At 43.8% G+C, this 17,423-nt stretch carries 20 protein-coding genes and 2 rRNA genes; 10 read left to right on the forward strand and 12 right to left on the reverse strand.

Features of this window, described 5'->3' with window-relative positions; all coding sequences use genetic code 11:
* Positions 1-10: 10 nt before the first annotated feature.
* The 9 genes from NH462_RS21745 to NH462_RS21785 form a co-directional block, all read right to left on the reverse strand.
* Positions 11-787, reverse strand: a complete 777-nt coding sequence (locus NH462_RS21745) for a phage tail protein (RefSeq protein ID WP_253107742.1) — start codon at positions 785-787, stop codon at positions 11-13.
* Between the two features lie 9 nt (positions 788-796).
* Positions 797-1,342 (reverse strand): phage tail protein, encoded by a 546-nt coding sequence (locus NH462_RS21750; RefSeq protein ID WP_019647288.1) that lies wholly within the window; start codon positions 1,340-1,342, stop codon positions 797-799.
* A gap of 353 nt (positions 1,343-1,695) precedes the next feature.
* The gene (locus tag NH462_RS21755; protein ID WP_253107743.1) at positions 1,696-2,607 is read right to left on the reverse strand and encodes a phage tail protein I; all 912 of its coding nucleotides are present in this window, start codon (positions 2,605-2,607) and stop codon (positions 1,696-1,698) included.
* Positions 2,608-2,615: 8 nt separating this feature from the next.
* On the reverse strand, positions 2,616-3,458 hold the full coding sequence (locus NH462_RS21760; RefSeq protein WP_069020304.1) for a baseplate J/gp47 family protein: 843 nt from the start codon (positions 3,456-3,458) through the stop codon (positions 2,616-2,618).
* A gap of 60 nt (positions 3,459-3,518) precedes the next feature.
* Positions 3,519-3,767: a hypothetical protein gene (locus NH462_RS21765; RefSeq protein ID WP_010378331.1), complete on the reverse strand. Its 249-nt coding sequence runs from the start codon at positions 3,765-3,767 to the stop codon at positions 3,519-3,521.
* Positions 3,764-4,162, reverse strand: a complete 399-nt coding sequence (locus tag NH462_RS21770) for a 3TM-type holin (RefSeq protein ID WP_010378328.1) — start codon at positions 4,160-4,162, stop codon at positions 3,764-3,766. The genes NH462_RS21765 and NH462_RS21770 overlap by 4 nt, the downstream gene beginning before the upstream one ends.
* Positions 4,159-4,578, reverse strand: coding sequence for a glycoside hydrolase family protein (locus tag NH462_RS21775; RefSeq protein ID WP_017218911.1), 420 nt, complete (start codon positions 4,576-4,578; stop codon positions 4,159-4,161). Before NH462_RS21775 ends, NH462_RS21770 begins: the two co-directional genes overlap by 4 nt.
* A gap of 20 nt (positions 4,579-4,598) precedes the next feature.
* Complete coding sequence (locus NH462_RS21780) at positions 4,599-4,961, reverse strand: hypothetical protein (RefSeq protein WP_010378324.1); 363 nt, start codon at positions 4,959-4,961, stop codon at positions 4,599-4,601.
* Positions 4,936-5,214, reverse strand: coding sequence for a helix-turn-helix transcriptional regulator (locus NH462_RS21785; protein WP_010378322.1), 279 nt, complete (start codon positions 5,212-5,214; stop codon positions 4,936-4,938). Before NH462_RS21785 ends, NH462_RS21780 begins: the two co-directional genes overlap by 26 nt.
* A gap of 424 nt (positions 5,215-5,638) precedes the next feature.
* On the opposite strand from NH462_RS21785, the gene ettA reads away from it, so the two are divergent.
* The 6 genes from ettA to NH462_RS21815 all read left to right on the forward strand — a co-directional run bounded on the left by ettA (position 5,639) and on the right by NH462_RS21815 (position 12,730).
* A complete protein-coding gene (ettA, locus tag NH462_RS21790; protein WP_010378320.1) occupies positions 5,639-7,303 on the forward strand; it encodes an energy-dependent translational throttle protein EttA in 1,665 nt (554 codons plus the stop codon).
* 227 nt (positions 7,304-7,530) lie between these two features.
* Positions 7,531-7,896: a PilZ domain-containing protein gene (locus tag NH462_RS21795; RefSeq protein WP_010378318.1), complete on the forward strand. Its 366-nt coding sequence runs from the start codon at positions 7,531-7,533 to the stop codon at positions 7,894-7,896.
* 44 nt (positions 7,897-7,940) lie between these two features.
* Positions 7,941-8,345, forward strand: a complete 405-nt coding sequence (locus tag NH462_RS21800; protein WP_010378315.1) for a DUF350 domain-containing protein — start codon at positions 7,941-7,943, stop codon at positions 8,343-8,345.
* A 9-nt stretch (positions 8,346-8,354) separates the two neighbouring features.
* Entirely contained in the window at positions 8,355-8,951 is a 597-nt protein-coding gene (locus NH462_RS21805) for a DUF1190 domain-containing protein (protein WP_010378313.1), read from the forward strand.
* A 276-nt stretch (positions 8,952-9,227) separates the two neighbouring features.
* Positions 9,228-10,397, forward strand: a complete 1,170-nt coding sequence (locus NH462_RS21810) for a glutathionylspermidine synthase family protein (protein ID WP_253107744.1) — start codon at positions 9,228-9,230, stop codon at positions 10,395-10,397.
* 365 nt (positions 10,398-10,762) lie between these two features.
* On the forward strand, positions 10,763-12,730 hold the full coding sequence (locus tag NH462_RS21815) for an FAD-dependent L-amino acid oxidase (protein WP_253107745.1): 1,968 nt from the start codon (positions 10,763-10,765) through the stop codon (positions 12,728-12,730).
* Here NH462_RS21815 and NH462_RS23090 read toward each other — a convergent pair.
* The gene (locus tag NH462_RS23090) at positions 12,708-12,893 is read right to left on the reverse strand and encodes a hypothetical protein (protein WP_081629139.1); all 186 of its coding nucleotides are present in this window, start codon (positions 12,891-12,893) and stop codon (positions 12,708-12,710) included. The genes NH462_RS21815 and NH462_RS23090 overlap by 23 nt on opposite strands.
* A gap of 395 nt (positions 12,894-13,288) precedes the next feature.
* Here NH462_RS23090 and NH462_RS21820 point away from each other — a divergent pair, with 395 nt between their 5' ends.
* The 4 genes from NH462_RS21820 to NH462_RS21835 are packed head-to-tail and all read left to right on the forward strand — an operon-like array spanning position 13,289 to position 16,943.
* Positions 13,289-13,987: a spondin domain-containing protein gene (locus tag NH462_RS21820; protein ID WP_010378306.1), complete on the forward strand. Its 699-nt coding sequence runs from the start codon at positions 13,289-13,291 to the stop codon at positions 13,985-13,987.
* Between the two features lie 10 nt (positions 13,988-13,997).
* Entirely contained in the window at positions 13,998-14,705 is a 708-nt protein-coding gene (locus NH462_RS21825) for a spondin domain-containing protein (RefSeq protein ID WP_253107746.1), read from the forward strand.
* A 52-nt stretch (positions 14,706-14,757) separates the two neighbouring features.
* Positions 14,758-15,489 (forward strand): response regulator transcription factor, encoded by a 732-nt coding sequence (locus NH462_RS21830; RefSeq protein WP_010378302.1) that lies wholly within the window; start codon positions 14,758-14,760, stop codon positions 15,487-15,489.
* On the forward strand, positions 15,486-16,943 hold the full coding sequence (locus NH462_RS21835; protein WP_253107747.1) for a HAMP domain-containing sensor histidine kinase: 1,458 nt from the start codon (positions 15,486-15,488) through the stop codon (positions 16,941-16,943). The genes NH462_RS21830 and NH462_RS21835 overlap by 4 nt, the downstream gene beginning before the upstream one ends.
* 200 nt (positions 16,944-17,143) lie before the next feature.
* Here NH462_RS21835 and rrf (NH462_RS21840) read toward each other — a convergent pair.
* Positions 17,144-17,257: ribosomal RNA gene (gene rrf / locus NH462_RS21840) — 5S ribosomal RNA — on the reverse strand.
* 41 nt (positions 17,258-17,298) lie between these two features.
* Positions 17,299-17,412, reverse strand: a 5S ribosomal RNA gene (gene rrf / locus NH462_RS21845).
* Between the last annotated feature and the right edge of the window lie 11 nt (positions 17,413-17,423).

A 17,423-nucleotide genomic window follows, 5' to 3' on the forward strand; every position in this document is an offset into this window, starting at 1 on the left:
TGTGACTCCTTTAAGCTGTTGGTGGTGTGTATGGATGGTTTGCGTATGGAATAGAACTTAGTGTTGGGGCTAAGCGTTCGGCAAATGGAATTGGCTCTGCATACCAACGAACAGACCATGTGTCACGGGTTGTTTCGTAGATGTTTCTTCTATTCATATCAGAACCATCATGGTATTTGACATCACCAGTCCAGTTTTTGATTATACGATAGCTTAAGCCTCCGCCCCTTAGATACAAACCACTAAATGCTCTGCACCACGGCCCCACACTTCCATCGGCGCCTCCACCATAACTATCTAGTGTTGCGTCTACTTTTTCAGATTTACATTGCGCAGCGAAACTAAGGTGACTGACTGTTGGATGATAACGCTCATGAAAACGCTTAATGTGCATAAAGTTAGCATCACCATCCCAAGGTTGGGCATTACCTTCCAGTTCTAGCAGAAGCGCTGCTTGGTGAGGTCGGTTCGGATCTAGAGGTCTAGTGTCACTATTTCGAGAATAGTGCCGTGCTACTGTTAACTTACTCGCGCCTGCAGAGTTGCTGGGAAAACGCCACCACACCGGATAAAAATAATCCTTTGAACCGCCGATAAAAATATCCTGAACATAGCGTGTTTCTGGCACCGCCTCTTGAATAAATTTGTCGACATCTTGCTCTTTTTTCGCAATACGCGTGTCAAAGGCAGCCATTTGGTTATCGAGCTGCTGCGCCTTGTTATCCACCACCGCCGTTAAGGCATCCGTAGACTGAATGAGATTAGCAATATCTTGTTCTAATGCCATGAGTTGCTCCTATAAAATTCCTTTGTCCATCAACTCAAACTTCTGTTTAAGATGACGAGTCATATTGTTAATTTGCGCAGCGCCTAGCTTGGCAAGTTCAGGGGCGATAAGAATATTTAGATTAACGCCGTTATCGACGATGGTAACAGCGTCGGCAGGCACGCCCGTTAGCACCAAATCAAAAGCAAGAAGTAAATCGACTTCCGCCGATTTATAAGCAATAGGCCTATCTGGTGAAGAATACACCGCAAATAGCACCTCTTGTGTTTGGCCATTTGCTTCGCTTTCGATATAAAAGCCTACTTCATTGACCCAAAAGTTGTGATCGGTATCATCAATCACACTCATATGGATTTGGGCATTCCCCTTATCTTCGCCACTTGCCACCATAATGCGGTGGACTTCTTGTTGTAGCTGGCGGCGGCCTTGATCTGGCGTATAGTTGCCAGTGCCAAGCCCTACCTTGCTGATCTTCGCTTGAAAGCCATTTTTTTGGGCGTTAAATACTGCTTCCAAACCCGCGGTGGTGATGGTCGGCCGTAAAATCGTGCTCACAGCACCTGTCTCCTTTTGTTGAGTGATATCAACCCGCATCAATACACAGCTCGTTTGATAAGCTGGTTTATGAAGCACATTGATATGAAATGACAGCAATGGGTTTTATACCAATAGGTACTACCGCTGAGTAAACGCTGATGACATCAATTGAAGTGTTTATTCGCTATTCCAATAGCGGTTGTAGGCTAAATTGCTGCGATGATTAATACCAATTTGCTTAATTAAGTGATCTATTTTGAGGCGAGAAAATCTTGTCGATAACAAGGCGGAAATTTTGCTATTTAGTTGTTCTAAATGAGAAATTTTTAACGCAGTTAGCGTCAGATTTACTCCTTCAAATTGAGCAAGTATTAAGACAAATTGGTATAAGTGTGGCAGTAGAATCTAGCCACTTGAAAACGACGGTTATTAAAGTGCAAAGTGCTCGCAAGTTCCGTCGTAAAGTCAAACTTGGCGGCAGGCAGTCTTTGCTCATTGGTAAAATAAATTCGGCTAACCACATGACGGCGGTTATTTAAGTGAAGCCCTACTCGCGCAGAGCTTTGTAAATACGCATTCACATGCTGGCTTTTCATATACCGGCCTGTCGCTGCGATTTGTTTATTGCTTGCCAATGCAAATGCCGCTGATACGGTGGCAGCGGGTGCTTTTACAGCTTCGGTTTGCGCTGACTTTCTCGCAACTTGCAAGCCACTGGCAATAGAGGCTGTTTGCAGTTTTAGGCTCATTTTGGCACCGACTAAAAAGTCGAAATGGGCACGCTTCGGTTTAGTGCTATCAGTAACATCTTTAACGGCTTGGTAAAGCTCTGGGCTTAAGATCACAGCGTCACTGGTATACGGAATTTCATTCGCCCACGCGATAAACATAAAGGTATGTGGCTGCTTTGATTGATAAGGCGCCAGTGCTATATCATCAATTTCTTGAAACCATTCAAAAAACTCAACACTTACCCCCAGCGCTGCCAATGCTCGCTTTACTGAGCCAACGGTGCCTTTGTGCTTATGCACTTTGACCGAATTGGCGATAAATGCCCGTTTAGTATCTACCGGCCAGCTTTCATCCCACTCATCTACTGATAAAGACCATGCAAGCCAAGGTAATAAAGCTTCAGGGCAGGTCTCTGGGTGCCATTGTTTGCCCACATATTCTGGGATAGTTGGTGTTACCTCAAGCTTACTCGGTAAGTCTTCAACTTGCTCAGCAATGCTGCGAACCAGCTTTGATGTGCCAGGCGGCAGCAATTTATGATAACTTGTCATAGCTCATCTTACTCCGTTGGAAAGTGTAATTGCACATCGCGACAATAAGCTGCATTTTTAGCACTTGGTGAGAGGTCGTCATGCATCGAGCGAAGCTTCACTTTTCTTACTCCCCCTTGATGCAAGGCATCAATAAGTCCCGAGCTGGGTACTTCTTTCCCGAGCAAGTAATGCGATTGAATAAAGTTTTCAATTGCACGATGGATGGACACTTTAACCTGCTCCGTATTAATACCTGCATTAAAGTAAATATCGGCTTCAATCGTGTAGGCCGTTGGCTCTACCAAATGCACGCGTACAAGGTCTGTAAGCGGTCTAACATCTTCGTCATTGAGATAACGTAACACCTCTGTTCTCAGTGCTTCTTTATCTTCCAAAGTCACCACATCAGCAACTGGTAACACATGGACTTCAACAATGCCCGGCAATGTTGATTCAACAAATACGTCTTTCACTTTTGCAGAAGCGGTAAACGCGTGGTACTGATAAGCACCAGACGTGCCTCCCATTGAATGACTTTCAAGAGAAAGTGGGATCCGCAAACGATAGCGTTCATCCGATTCCGCTTCTTCTCGCGCCACACCGAACAAAACACCCAAATGATCCAAGTCACTGCCCGTAGCATATGCCACCATCACAGATTGTGCGGCGTCATTCACACGCTGTCTCAGTAATACCTCGCGATAGGCAAAAAGCTCCATCAGCTTTATTGCTGGATCTGAGGGAAGAAATGGATAATCTGGAAACTGCTGTTGCAATTGCGCTTCTAATTCCTGATAAATAGCTTCATAGCTGACTGTCTCCAACACATCAGGTGCAGATAGGCGCGTCAAATCGATAGCATTATTCATGCTACTCTCCTTTTAAATGGGGTTGGATAAAGAAAGCCAATACGGCCGATAATAGCGGCGCTACGGACCCACTCTGCGGGCACCGAGCAACGTATCTAATTTTTTATCTATAGAATCTAAGCGCTTTTCGATGCGCTTTTGGTCTTCTTGGCGAATTTGCTTGAGGTGATCAAGCTCTTGGGAGTTAGTGGTTATCCTTTTATCTAAGTCGCCAAGGTAAATAACACCAGACACCAACAGCGCAATGGTGGTGAGAATGTGGGCCAAATTAAACTCCTTTTTCATTTGCCATTGTTCAGGATGATTCACTTGCTGACCCCTTTTACTTTCTCAACGGTTCTAAGCCCTGCAAGCCCTAACATGGCAAGCGTAAGCTCTAGCATCACATCAAGCGGCAACTCAGGCGTACCATGTTCAGGCATTAACCACTGTAGAATTGGATTAATCACGAACGAAAACAAAAAGCCTAGACCACACACCCACATCAAAAAAGGCCTCGCCCCCGCTACAAAAACGCTGCGATGCGCTGCTTGAACTTGATTGATCTGCGCTTGTACTAATGCATGCTTTGCTATCAGTCTCGCCTTTAAATGCTCTTGCTTGAGCACTTCTTCTTCACTAGTAAACAATTCATCAAGAATATTGCCAATTGCTTCTATCGGTGCCACTGTTTTTGCAGAAAATAGGCTACCTAATAGACTCATGATTGCCATTCCCCAGAGATCATCTGTTGAGCAAGCTCTTGCGCGCGATTAGGCACTTGTCTTGCCCATCGGCTATCTAACATTTCTAGCGCGGCGGTATCAAAATCACCTTTTTCGACCGCTTGTAACATTCGACTAAAATTAAGTAATCCTGTGATCCCTAAGTTAAATGCCATATTTACCAGCACCGCCATCCGTGCATCGTTGCAGTGTTGGGTTGCAATCCTGCGCGCCACCGCCGCTTTGGCATTTTCTACATCGCTCGCAAGTAGTGATTCTGCTTCTTCTTCATCAATCCCCTTATCATCGAGATTTCGACCATAACCAATAGTCAGCTTTCCCGCGGTACAAAGGTAAGGAAATTGGCGAAACCCCTCATGTTTTTTGAGTTGCTCTACTGTATTCATTACGGACATACAATTCCCCTTTATTGTTGCTAATGTGTCGACATATTAACCATCAAGCTTTGCTCAGCTTTCAATAACCAAAACTCCATTGAACGCTTGCTGTCAAAACCCAATGTTTTTGCTGCATCGACCACCTTGTTATGCATCATGTATTTAGCTCGGATTGCACGCTTACATTCTGGCCTAAGTAACTCAATTGATGCGGTAAGTTGAGCAATTTCATCTGGCACATGCATCTGCTCTGCACTCACGTATTGGCTTGATGAACTGCCAATAGCTTCAGTTGCTGCTTGACGGCTAAAGCCCTTACCTAGCTCTTTACTACACCAAAACTTACCCCAGCGCTTAAGGGCGGTACGTACCTGTTTAATTGTCACTTGCTTGTTGGTCATGGATTTTTCCTATCACTTCTAAAATATCGAGTAAGTACACATCTTCAACTAGGCCAATAACATCATTCCAGCGTGGGCTATATTCCCTATTTTCCCATCGTCTTAACGTACGCTCCTCAATACCATAATGAGCGGCTGATTCAGCTTGCGTGTAACCTCTGAGCTTTCGCGCAACACGAAGAATTTCAGCTCCTGTTGGAGCTGGTTTGCTTTGACCCACCAGTCTGGATGTGGTTGTGTTTATAAGTGTCATTGTTCTCCTTACCTCAAAAAATAAACACGACTAGTGAAAATTTGTTCTGCTTAGCTGAATGGGGATCGCTGAAAAGCGAAAACAACGTAGCCGTTCATCCTTGCCATCGAGTTTTTAGTTCCGGTAAAAACCCACCACGCCCGTTAACATGTTCATCTGATAACTTTCTTCAGCGTAGTGATATAATAGCGATTTCTCGGATTGGAAACAGGTCAAAAATGACCTATGAATGATATGCTTACAATCAATAACTGGATAAATAAACAGTTCAATTATTTAACTTATTAAAAGGTAAATAAAAAATTACAATAGTTAACCAACTTTAGCTTGGGCATTGTTTTTTCCTCGTTCTGAACTATCAACATTGCAGCACTGGAAGGCTTTCTCTAAAATACATCTAACTTAAAAAAGAGATTGGAAACTCATGGCTCAATATATTTATACCATGTCGCGGGTGAGCAAAGTTGTGCCACCTAAGCGCACTATTCTGAAAGACATTTCTTTATGCTTTTTCCCGGGCGCTAAAATTGGTGTTTTAGGTCTTAATGGTGCAGGTAAATCGACCTTACTTCGTATTATGGCGGGTGTGGATAATGAATTCGAGGGCGAGGCACGTCCGCAACCTGGTACTAAGATTGGTTACCTACCGCAGGAACCTGTACTAGATGAAAGCAAAACCGTTCGTGAAACGATTGAAGAAGCAGTTGGCGAAGTTAAGCGCGCACTTACTCGATTAGACGAAGTGTACGCAGAGTACGCAATGGAAGACGCTGACTTTGATGCGCTAGCTAAAGAGCAAGGCGAATTAGAAGCTATCATCCAAGCACACGACGGTCACAACCTAGATAATGCGCTTGAGCGTGCTGCCGATGCGCTTCGTTTACCAGAATGGGATGCAAAAATTGAGCACCTCTCAGGTGGTGAAAGACGCCGTGTTGCTATCTGCCGACTGTTACTTGAAAAGCCAGATATGCTGCTTCTTGACGAACCAACTAACCACTTAGACGCCGAGTCAGTTGCGTGGTTGGAACGCTTCCTTCATGACTACGAGGGCACAGTGGTGGCGATCACCCACGACCGCTACTTCCTAGATAACGTAGCTGGCTGGATTTTAGAGCTTGACCGTGGCCATGGTATTCCGTGGGAAGGTAACTATTCTTCATGGCTTGAGCAAAAAGATGCACGTTTGAAGCAAGAAGAAAAATCAGAGAAAGCACGCCAGAAGTCGATTGAAAAAGAACTTGAATGGGTGCGCTCAAATCCGAAAGGTCGCCAAGCTAAGTCTAAAGCACGTATGGCGCAGTTTACCGAGCTTCAGCAAAACGACTATCAAAAGCGTAACGAAACCAACGAGCTATTCATTCCACCAGGTCCTCGCTTAGGCGACCAAGTAATTGAAGTGAGCAACTTACGTAAGAGCTTCGGTGACCGATTGTTGATTGACGATTTGAACTTCAACGTACCTAAAGGTGCAATTGTTGGGATCATCGGTGCAAACGGCGCGGGTAAGTCAACGCTGTTTAGAATGCTAAGCGGTCAAGAGCAGCCAGATAGTGGTAACATCACTATTGGTGAAACAGTTGAAATCGCCACTGTTGAACAGTTCCGTGATGACATGGACGGTAATAACACGGTATTCCAAGAGATCTCCAACGGCCAAGACATTCTTAAAATTGGTAACTTTGAAGTACCAAGCCGCGCCTATGTTGGCCGCTTTAACTTTAAGGGCAATGACCAACAAAAGTTTGTAAAAGAGCTCTCTGGTGGTGAGCGCAATCGTCTGCACTTAGCAAAACTACTAAAAGCAGGCGGTAACGTACTGTTGCTGGATGAGCCAACCAATGATCTCGACGTTGAAACGTTACGAGCGCTAGAAAATGCGATTTTGGAATTCCCGGGCTGCGTTATGTGTATCTCGCACGACCGTTGGTTCCTAGACCGTATCGCGACCCACATCCTAGATTACCGTGATGAAGGCCAAATCAATTTCTTTGACGGCAACTACACTGAATACGAAGAATGGCTGAAGAAGACCTTTGGTGCTGAGGCCGCAGAGCCTAAACGTATCAAATACAAGAAGATTGGCTAATAATTAAAACATTAGTCTATCGACGATGATAATCTGAGGCTCCCCGTTAGGAGCCTTTTTTATTTTTTAGTAGCCGCTTAGCTTTATTCATGCCGCACTGTTGAAACAAGTAGCAAATCAAATTTCAGTGGCAATTCCATCCAAGCGGCGTAATTTATTGTCATTTTTTAGTAGCGAGCACAATGATATAAGCTATTCTTTACCTATACGGACTATTAGGATCAGTAATGAAAGAACGTCGACGTTTTTCCAGAGTTATTTTTTCAAACGAGGCACAATTTATGGCCTCAAGCGGTGATTTTAGCTGCGAAATCTTGGATTTATCGCTCAATGGCGCGTTACTCACCCTGCCCGATGGTTATGTGCCACTCAAAAATGACCCAGCAAGTTTAAACTTTTATTTACCTGGCAGTGATATCCAAATTACGATGGAGGTAGAAGTTCGTCATGTTGAAGAGGGTCATTTAGGCGTACATTGCCGCCAAATCGATCTTGATAGTGTGACGCATTTAAAGCGCCTTATTGAACTTAACCTTGGAGATGATGATATACTACATCGCGAGCTAGAGCAGCTCACCTACGATGATGATTAATATCTATCGGATTTCAAATTCGATGCTATAACAAAGAGAAAATTATGATTTTGGATTCTTTACAAGGATTTGTCCCTTTTATTTCCTACTTCGGCCTTGCCTACTTACTTACCCTAGTCTTTTTGTTTATTTACTCCAAAGTTACCCCTTATTGTGAGTGGAAACTAGTTAAAGAAAACAACCCTGCTGCTGCAACTGCGTTTTGCGGTACCTTAATTGGTTTTGTCTTACCTATCGCCAGTGCCGCTGTCAATGCAGTCTCTCTTATTGATTTTGCCGTTTGGGGTGTTATTGCGGGAGTCATGCAGTTAATTACCTTCTTCATGGTAAGGCTTTATATGCCAAAGCTATCTGAGAAAATCGAAAACAATCACATCAGTGCTGGGTTGTTCTTAGGTGGTGCCTCGCTTGCGACCGGAATTTTGAATGCCGCTTGCATGACCTATTAAGGAGTCAATATGAAAAGGAGTAGAACAATCAAATTGACTTTATTAATGGGCGCCACAGGAGGGTTGACCGCGTGTGGTGATAGCGACGAATCAGCGTTACTTTTTAAAGACGTTGATGAATGTACATCATTCGGTATTGAAGAAGAAGCATGCCAGTTTCAATACCAACAAGCACTCGATAGCCATCGCCAAGAAGCCCCCAAATATGCCTCTGAACAGCTATGCGAAAGCGACTTTGGCTTTGATCGCTGTGAAAATTCGAGTGGTGGGATCTGGCGTCCAATTATGGCAGGCTTTATGGTTGCTGCACTTGCAGAAGCAGTAGACGAAGGCCTAGACATGATGAAAAAGCGCAAAAAGAAGAAAGCGGCTTACTTAGGTGGCACTTACTACTCTGGCGCAAAGCCACTGTATCGCTCTCGTGATGACTTCTTTAGCTACCGAAATGCGCAAAACGGGTTTGTCGCGTCTGCAAAGTCTTCGGGTACAACATCGGTCAAAAGCTCAACTATAAATTACAAGCCTCGCGCCAGCTCAGTATCACGCAGTCGCGGTGGATTTGGCCGCACAGCTTCTCGTAGTAGTAGTGGCAGTTGGGGCAGCTAAGCCAACCTTCGCTTGATAAAATATAAGCCGAGGTCCACTCGGCTTTTTATTGAGTGCTCTGTAGTTTACCAAGTATCTACGCAATTGGTATTATACCAATTGAATTAATTCTCCAATCAATTTGAAGAGTGAAATACCATATTAGCTTCGTTAAAAATCTCTCATTTAGAACAACTAAATAGCAAAATTTTTGCCTTGCTACTAAAGCTATTTCCCCGCTTCAAAATAGCTCATTTACTTAATACAATTGGTATTAGACGGATCGATTTTACACTTATGTTAAGAATTTCTATTGATGAACGCCCACACTGGCGTGAACAAGCAAAAGCCCACGGCTTTGAATTTCATACTATGTATGGTGAAAAGTATTGGGACGAAAGTGCATATTATCAATTTACGTTAAAACAAATTGAGCAAGACTTGGAAGACCCAAGTGATGAACTCCACCAAATGCTCTTACACCTTGTCGATTTAGTGTGTAATGATGAGTCACTTCTGCAACAGTTTGCTATTCCTGAGTCTCAATGGGAATTAGTGACTCGCTCATGGCGTCGTCGAGACCAAGCGCTCTATGGTCGCTTTGACTTTAGTTACGATGGTAAGTTACCAGCTAAGCTGCTGGAGGCCAATTATGACACGCCCACCAGTTTATTCGAAACGGGTTACTGGCAGTGGCTATGGCTTGAAGAACAGGTAAGAGCCGGTAAGCTACCGCGTAATGCGGATCAATTTAATGGCCTTCAAGAAGCGCTGATAGAGCGTTTTTATCAACTGCATAAATTCCACCGCGGTGCTCCCCTACACTTTTCTTGCTGCAAAGAAAGCATTGAGGACTTGGGCACCATTCAATATATGCGCAGCTGCGCGATGGAAGCTGGACTCAAAACGAAACAAGTTTTTATCGAAGATATCGGATTTAATAACCAACACTTTGTCGACCTTGATGATGGAAAAATCCAATGGATGTTTAAGCTATACCCGTGGGAATTTATGTTTCAAGATGAATATAGTGAACAATTATCAGAAGCAAAAGTGCAATGGCTAGAGCCTGCTTGGAAAGCGATTTTATCAAATAAAGCAATTTTACCTTTGCTATGGCAAACCTTTCCAAATCACCCAAATCTGTTACCTGCATACTTTGAACAAGATAAGCATAAAATCGCAAACAGTGAGTCCGGCTATGTGAAAAAGCCGCTATTTTCTCGTGAGGGCGCGAATATTGAGATCCGAAAAGATCAACAGCTGCTTGCACAGTCTGCAGGTGGATATGGCGAAGAAGGCTATATTTATCAAGCCTACTCACCTTTACCCAAATTTGCAGGCTTCAATACGCTCATCGGTTCATGGATTGTCGGTGATAAAGCTGTTGGAATTGGTGTACGTGAAGATAAAAGTCTGATCACCCAAGATCTTAGCCGTTTCTTACCCCATATCATTGTTGGCTAAATGCTCCGGTTCGCCTAAATACGTTAGTCTGGATGGAACAAGTGTGTTCCATCCCTCAAATTAGTGTTCAGCCGAAAATAAAAGTTTATTAAATTCATACCATTCGTACTTTTTAGACAAACACTTGGCAAAACTGCCGCAAAAATTAACACAAACTTAACCAGTGTACTAAAGTAGTATCTGGGTTTTGCATCAAGCTGAGAAAGCAATACTTGGCTTGCTGCAACAAATTTTTGGAAAGTGCACTCAACAGGTTGGAGTGCATAGATACGTTATAGATCACTTAGCGAGCTAGGAAGTAATACCAATTGGTATAAAAGCAGTCAGCCTCAAAAGTGTGAGACATAGTCGACTAAGGAACTCACATGACTCACTACAAAATAGGTACCGATATTAGTCAAAAACCCATTCCAGACGCGGTGAAAGTCGCTGTGATAGGGGCTGGTATGTCTGGTTTGTATAGCGCTTGGCGATTACAGTGCGAAACAGACGTTGATGACTTCGCCATTTTTGAGCGCAGCAACCGCACAGGTGGAAGATTAGACTCAGATCTTATCCATTTTAGAGATAACCGTGCCGGAGCAAAACCTGACAGCACCATTACGGTCAAAGAAGAACAAGGTGGTATGCGGTTTCTATTTGAGGGTATGGATGACCTAATGGCCCTCTTTCTAAAATTGGGCCTAGAAGATCAGATAGTCCCTTTCCCCATGAATAGCGACGGCAATAACCGACTCTACTTTCGCGGGACCAGCTTTTCGGTAAACGACGCTAAGCAAGACGACTATCATATTTGGTCGGCACTTTATAACCTCGACCCAAACGAACAAGGCGTTAATCCCAAAGACATTATTAATGTTGTTTTTAATCGTATCTTGCAAGTGAATCCACAATTCGATTCAAGGCCTGAGGTTCGTGGCCCAGAGTTTTGGCAGGAGTTCCGTCTGCAATGCCAATGGCAAGGTGAGCCGCTGTATAATTGGTCTTTGTGGGATTTACTCACTGATATGGGTTATAGCCAAGAATGTATCACCATGCTGTATCGTGTTTTGGGCTTTAATGGCACTTTCTTATCGAAAATGAATGCGGGGGTTGCCTATCAGCTTTTGGAAGACTTTCCTGCAGATGTCGAATTTAGAACCTTTAAAGACGGCTTTAGCACCCTGCCAAACGCGCTGGTGGATAAAATAGGCAAAGAGAAGATTTACCTGCAAACAAGCATCGATAGCATCGCCTTTGATAAAGCAGACAATCTATATGTACTTAAGTACACCAAAACCGAGCAAGACGGACAGATAAGCGAAGGAACATTTAAAGCCGAAAAGCTTATTTTAGGGCTACCAAGGCTCGCGCTTGAAAAGTTGTTCATAGCGTCGGGTGTATTCAAACAACTACCAAAGCAGCGGCGCGATGCGTTATGGGATACATTGCAAAGCACAAGCAACCAACCGCTCCTGAAGATTAATTTATACTACGACACTGCATGGTGGGGAACCGGCATGACAGGCCGTCCAGCTGTCAGCTTTGGACCTAACTTTGCCGATTTACCAACGGGTTCTGTTTATCCCTTTTATGCTTTAGATGATGAACTCGCAGCCGCGCTTATGTATAACGAGCGTCATGCAGAGCCTAACTCTGAAACTCAACACAAACTCGAAGGGATAGAAGCCGCTAAATACAGTCGCCCAGCCGCATTGACTATTTACTGTGATTATTTAAATATTAATTTTTGGAGTGCACTGCAAAACAAAGGTGAGCTTTATCATCACCCTCGTGAATCGGAACTCGTCGAGTCTATTCCCAGTGATATTTTTCCAGCCTCTGAAGCGGTTGTACGACAAGCGACACAATTCTTTAGAGACATTTTTAATACGCACTATGTCCCACAGCCCACCCTTACTAGCGCTCGAATTTGGGAAGGGAATGTAAATTTCAATGTCCCTGAAAACCTTCAATTTGGTTTTGGTGTACATCAATGGGCAATTGGCGCGAATGATAAAGATGTCATCGAAGATTTAGTGGAGCCGTTGCCAAATCTGTTTACCTGCGGTGAAGCTTACTCTGATTATCAGGGCTGGGTAGAAGGCGCGTTACGTTCGACAGATTTAGCGCTACAAAAAGGGTTTGGTTTAGCGCCACTAAGCGAAGTCTTTGAAACAGACCAAGGCTGTAGCTCGTCAGAAGCAATACAAATCGCCTATCGGAAAATTGCTAATGAAATGATTATGGAATATATCGATCCTAACTTCTCGCCAAATACTAAAAACAAAGTAACGCTTGCTGATGCCAATAGTGTGCTTGGCGTTAACCTCAGTTATTTCGATAAGCCCTAACTCGCCTCCCTAGGGCCTGTTGACCTTTGCTGTTTGATTTTTGTTCTTCTGAGTGGGTTTTGGTCGCGACGCTCGACTTGCCGCCTAGTAATCTAGGCCAAAGTTGAGCAACAATGAACAAAGCGCACTCAGGTGAACCCAAAGGGCAGCGCTTGATTGGCATTTCTACTGTGTTGCCCCACAAGGATGTGGGGTAAGGTGACTTTGCAGGAGCACAAAGTCTTTATCGCCTGACTCACATAGAACAACTATGCTACGCAGGCTCTGCCTTGTATAAATACCAACCAAACTGCTGCAAAAACAAACTTGAAAGATAAACAGGCCCTAATAATGAGGAGTTTTTACTCCTCATTAGTCCTACCTTGCAGAACTAATTGATAGTTTTCGATCAACTAAAACCGTTCCGGCGTATTTCAAGTTAACCTAAGCTCCGTTGATCTGAGCCCTGTGATAAGTATTCTATGCTTTTGTGATAAAAACGTGATAACTCCGTGAGCCTATCTCAATATCTTGCAGCCATGATAAGGAGACTGTTAATCCTAATAAGAAGAGTACATCATGAAAGCAAAAATCCTGACCACCCTAGTCGCCACGTGTTTATCAAGCGCAGCGCTGGCACAAGACCTTGAAGTAAAGATCACTAACCTCACTCACGGTATTTACTATACGCCTTTACTGGTGGCTGCTCATAATCAAGATACCGCTCTTTTTAAACTCGGTGAGCAAGCATCTGAAGCATTACAAGCCATGGCCGAAGGCGGTGACATTTCAGCTTTAGGACAAATTCTCGAAAGCGCAAACGCCAATATGGTCGCCAACCCAGCTGAGGGGCTACTTGCACCCGCAGGCACTACAATGGTCACGATATCAACCAGTGAAGACAATACGCACCTTTCAATTGTGGCGATGCTACTTCCTACCAATGATGGATTTGTAGGATTAAACGCTTGGCCTATTCCAAGCGCTGCCGGCACCTATGAAGTTTACCTTAATGCCTATGATGCGGGTACTGAAGCGAATAATGAACTGGTTGTCGAAGGCTCTGGTGCACCCGGTATTTTGGGGATCCCAGCATCACCAGGTACGGCTCCAGGAACTCAAGGAGCCGGTGTTACAGCAAGTGAAGAAAACACCATGGTCCATATTCACAGAGGCAACGTAGGTGACGCTGAGCAAGTCGGCGGTAATAGCGATCTGCATAACACCGTGCACCGTTGGTTAAATCCCGTAGCTAAAGTAACAGTAACCGTAAAATAAGGGGGGAGCTATGAAAGCGAAATTAGCATTAATTGCCATGTCTGCGCTCCTGCTCAGTGCATGTGGAGACAATGACAATAATATGGTGATGCCAGAGCCACCGGTCGAGCCAAAGCCGGTTGAGTATGAGTTTGCCATCACCATCACCAACCTTACATATGCACAGCCAATGTCACCAATTGCAGTGCTGCTTCATCAGTCTGGTCATTACTTTACTGTCGGCATGCCAGCAAGTGAAGCATTAGAGCAACTTGCAGAGGGCGGAAATAACAGCGACATCATCACCGACGAGATGACACAAGCATCCGTCTCAACGGATGGACCTTTGGGCCCCGGTGCAACAACCAACCTTTCCATCAAAACTACAGACCTCTCTGAGCTTAAATTATCGCTATTAACCATGATGGTGAATACCAATGATGGATTCTCCGGTCTAAATGCTATAGACCTCTCTGCGCTGCCCGTAGGCGAGATGCAAATGTATCGAACACTTGCCTACGATGCTGGAACTGAGCTGAATAGCGAAGCCGCGGGAACCATACCAGGCCCAGCAGATAGCGGTGAGGGCTTTAACGCAGAGCGCAACGATAATCACAACATGGTGACGATGCACAGTGGCGTAGTTGGTAGTGATGATGGACTCCAAAGTTCAACACTCACTAGTATCCATAAATTTGATAACCCGCTGCTTGCAGTCACAATCGAGAGAGTTAAATAGCCTATGCGCAAACGTCTGCCATAGGCGTTTGCGCTTTCATAAAGGGCTATTTATGTTAGAAAACGTGTTGCTAGTTGAAGATGACTTAGACATAGCGAGATTACTCCAAGTGCATTTAGAGGAGCTAGCTTTAGAGGTAACGCATGTTGCCGACGGCAGCCAAGTATTGTCGGCTGCTAAATCGAACGATTTTTCCGTGATTTTATTGGATTTAATGCTACCTAATATGGATGGACTAACCCTTTGTCGAGAGCTGAAGGCGCTTTACCCTATGAGTAGTGTCATCATCGTCACCTCAAAAAGTAGCGATATCGATAGGATCATTGGACTTGAAGTTGGTGCGGACGACTATATATGCAAGCCTTTTAATACGAGAGAATTGCAAGCAAGAGTGAAAGCACAGCTACGCCATGTCAGGCAACTTAAGCAACCAATGCAAACTGAAAATGCGAATTTCCCAAGCGATAAAATTGCAGTTGGGAGCCTAGTTATCGATGCCTGTTGTCATGAAATTTCGTTGGCTAATGTTAGATTAGACCTTACCGCAACCGAATTTGAGCTGCTGCAGTTTTTTGCTAAACACCCAAATCACGTGTTTTCTCGAACCCAGTTATTAGAGTCAGTATGGGGCTACCAACACTCAGGATACGAGCATACCGTTAACTCCCATATTAATCGTCTGAGGGCAAAGCTTGAAGCTATTTCAAATAATACGGTGATCGAAACAGTATGGGGTGTTGGTTACAAGTTAAATTCAGCCTCTCTTAGTGGGCATAGCGTATGAAGCTCTCACTCTACAAAAAACTCGCACTGACCTTATTTGTCACTTTCGTTGTCATTGCAGCGATTTTTGTGTGGTGGACTCAAGCGCTATCTCAAGTGTCTAAATCTCAAGCAGAACAACAATTACACCTAGCACTTGCGACCCATCTTGTCGACGATAACCCCCTGATAAAAGAGGGAGTGTACGACTATGATGGTTTGAGTAATCTATTTCACACCTTGATGATCTTAGGCCCCTCATTCGAGTTTTATTTTGTCTCCCCTGAAGGTAAGCTATTAACTTATTCTGCAGCCCCTGGAGAGGTTAAACGTCAGCAAATTGATGTTACCCCATTAAAAAAGCTCCTAAAGAGCGATAGCCAACTACCTGTATTTGGTGACGACCCGAGGAGCGTTAACGGCAGTAAAATTTTCTCTGTGGCCCCTGTATTTAACCAGAATATTTTACAGGGTTATCTATATATCATCATCGGCTCGTCAAAATACGATAGCATTATTGAGCAGCTAAAAAATTCAGATAAGGTGATGCTCGGCGTAAGTTGGTTATTAGGCACTTTGTTCTTTTTGCTGGTTGTCGTCTTGCTACTGCTTAATAAAATCACCAAGCCCGTGTCCAGACTGACTCAATATATAGATCAAGTCAGCCAAAACCATTTTAATATTAGTCGTGATGCCCAAATAAATTGGCCCGAAGAACATGATGAGATCCATCAGCTGGGTCGCAGCGTCAATGCGATGCTGGATAAAATTCAGCAGCAATTAACCACACTTAACCTCAAAGATGAACAACGTAAAGAATTACTTTCACAGCTAAGCCACGATCTTCGCACACCACTTGCCTCGCTTAAAGGTTACATTGAACTGATAGAAAAACAAACGAGTGACAAAAATATCGTTTCGCATATCGAAATTGCCAGCAAAAATATAAATCAGCTCAATCATCTTATCGCACAGATTTTTGAACTCGCCCATCTAGAAGCTGGACATACCAAACTTCATATTGAGCCCTTTAATCTACTTGAACTTATGTATGACGTTGCGGCTAAGTTTACATTGCAGGCTAAACAGCGCGGAATAACCATGTTAATAAGCCCTAAAGCAAGCGAAGTTAGTATATACAGTGATATCGGGAAATTAGACAGAATCCTATCAAACCTCATCGATAACGCTATCAGGCACACTCATGCTGGTGGTGAAGTACAGCTCACATTACAGCAGCAACAAGATATTGCTTTAGTGAGTGTTAATGATACTGGCACTGGGATAAGCGCCACTGATCTTCCCTATATATTCGACGCTAGCTTTCAGGCTAAAAATAGCCTAAGTAACCGTAAACACAATGCGGGGCTTGGCCTTGCGATCACAAACGAGCTCGTTAAATTATTAAAAGGAAATATTAGCGTATCAAGCAAGCTAAACCGAGGTTGTAAATTTACAATTTCACTACCACTTTGATTTTCCACCTTTCCTTCTTTTTGTACCTAAAAGGAAAAGTAACATGTTCTCGGCGTATAGACATACAAATCGGTGGATAAACCACCTCCTACCATATTGCACTTTGCTTATGCTGTGGTGAGAGCGAGATTATCTCGCGATGTATTGGATCAAAAAACAAAAAACCCGCTACATTGCTGTAGCGGGTTTCTTTAATTAGGCCCTGACGATGTTCTACTTTCACATGGGTAATCCACACTATCATCGACGCTGTTTTGTTTCACTTCTGAGTTCGGCATGGGGTCAGGTGGTTCCAAAACGCTATGGTCATCAGGAAAATACTGTTTTTTAGTTTTTATTTTTATATTAAATTAGGCCCTGGCGATGTTCTACTTTCACATGGGTAATCCACACTATCATCGACGCTGTTTTGTTTCACTTCTGAGTTCGGCATGGGGTCAGGTGGGTCCAAAACGCTATAGTCACCAGGAAATTCTGTTC

Origin of the sequence: Pseudoalteromonas sp. OANN1, assembly GCF_024124685.1 — a bacterium.
Lineage (GTDB): Bacteria > Pseudomonadota > Gammaproteobacteria > Enterobacterales > Alteromonadaceae > Pseudoalteromonas > Pseudoalteromonas piscicida.

Bases quoted from the DNA above. Each gene is read 5' to 3' on its own strand.
- NH462_RS21745 (WP_253107742.1), bottom strand. From the start codon at position 787: ATGGCATTAGAACAAGATATTGCTAATCTCATTCAGTCTACGGATGCC.
- NH462_RS21755 (WP_253107743.1), bottom strand. From the start codon at position 2,607: ATGACAAGTTATCATAAATTGCTGCCGCCTGGCACATCAAAGCTGGTT.
- NH462_RS21760 (WP_069020304.1), bottom strand. From the start codon at position 3,458: ATGAATAATGCTATCGATTTGACGCGCCTATCTGCACCTGATGTGTTG.
- NH462_RS21770 (WP_010378328.1), bottom strand. From the start codon at position 4,162: ATGAGTCTATTAGGTAGCCTATTTTCTGCAAAAACAGTGGCACCGATA.
- NH462_RS21775 (WP_017218911.1), bottom strand. From the start codon at position 4,578: ATGTCCGTAATGAATACAGTAGAGCAACTCAAAAAACATGAGGGGTTT.
- NH462_RS21780 (WP_010378324.1), bottom strand. From the start codon at position 4,961: ATGACCAACAAGCAAGTGACAATTAAACAGGTACGTACCGCCCTTAAG.
- NH462_RS21785 (WP_010378322.1), bottom strand. From the start codon at position 5,214: ATGACACTTATAAACACAACCACATCCAGACTGGTGGGTCAAAGCAAA.
- ettA (WP_010378320.1), top strand. From the start codon at position 5,639: ATGGCTCAATATATTTATACCATGTCGCGGGTGAGCAAAGTTGTGCCA.
- NH462_RS21795 (WP_010378318.1), top strand. From the start codon at position 7,531: ATGAAAGAACGTCGACGTTTTTCCAGAGTTATTTTTTCAAACGAGGCA.
- NH462_RS21800 (WP_010378315.1), top strand. From the start codon at position 7,941: ATGATTTTGGATTCTTTACAAGGATTTGTCCCTTTTATTTCCTACTTC.
- NH462_RS21805 (WP_010378313.1), top strand. From the start codon at position 8,355: ATGAAAAGGAGTAGAACAATCAAATTGACTTTATTAATGGGCGCCACA.
- NH462_RS21810 (WP_253107744.1), top strand. From the start codon at position 9,228: ATGTTAAGAATTTCTATTGATGAACGCCCACACTGGCGTGAACAAGCA.
- NH462_RS21815 (WP_253107745.1), top strand. From the start codon at position 10,763: ATGACTCACTACAAAATAGGTACCGATATTAGTCAAAAACCCATTCCA.
- NH462_RS23090 (WP_081629139.1), bottom strand. From the start codon at position 12,893: ATGCCAATCAAGCGCTGCCCTTTGGGTTCACCTGAGTGCGCTTTGTTC.
- NH462_RS21820 (WP_010378306.1), top strand. From the start codon at position 13,289: ATGAAAGCAAAAATCCTGACCACCCTAGTCGCCACGTGTTTATCAAGC.
- NH462_RS21825 (WP_253107746.1), top strand. From the start codon at position 13,998: ATGAAAGCGAAATTAGCATTAATTGCCATGTCTGCGCTCCTGCTCAGT.
- NH462_RS21830 (WP_010378302.1), top strand. From the start codon at position 14,758: ATGTTAGAAAACGTGTTGCTAGTTGAAGATGACTTAGACATAGCGAGA.
- NH462_RS21835 (WP_253107747.1), top strand. From the start codon at position 15,486: ATGAAGCTCTCACTCTACAAAAAACTCGCACTGACCTTATTTGTCACT.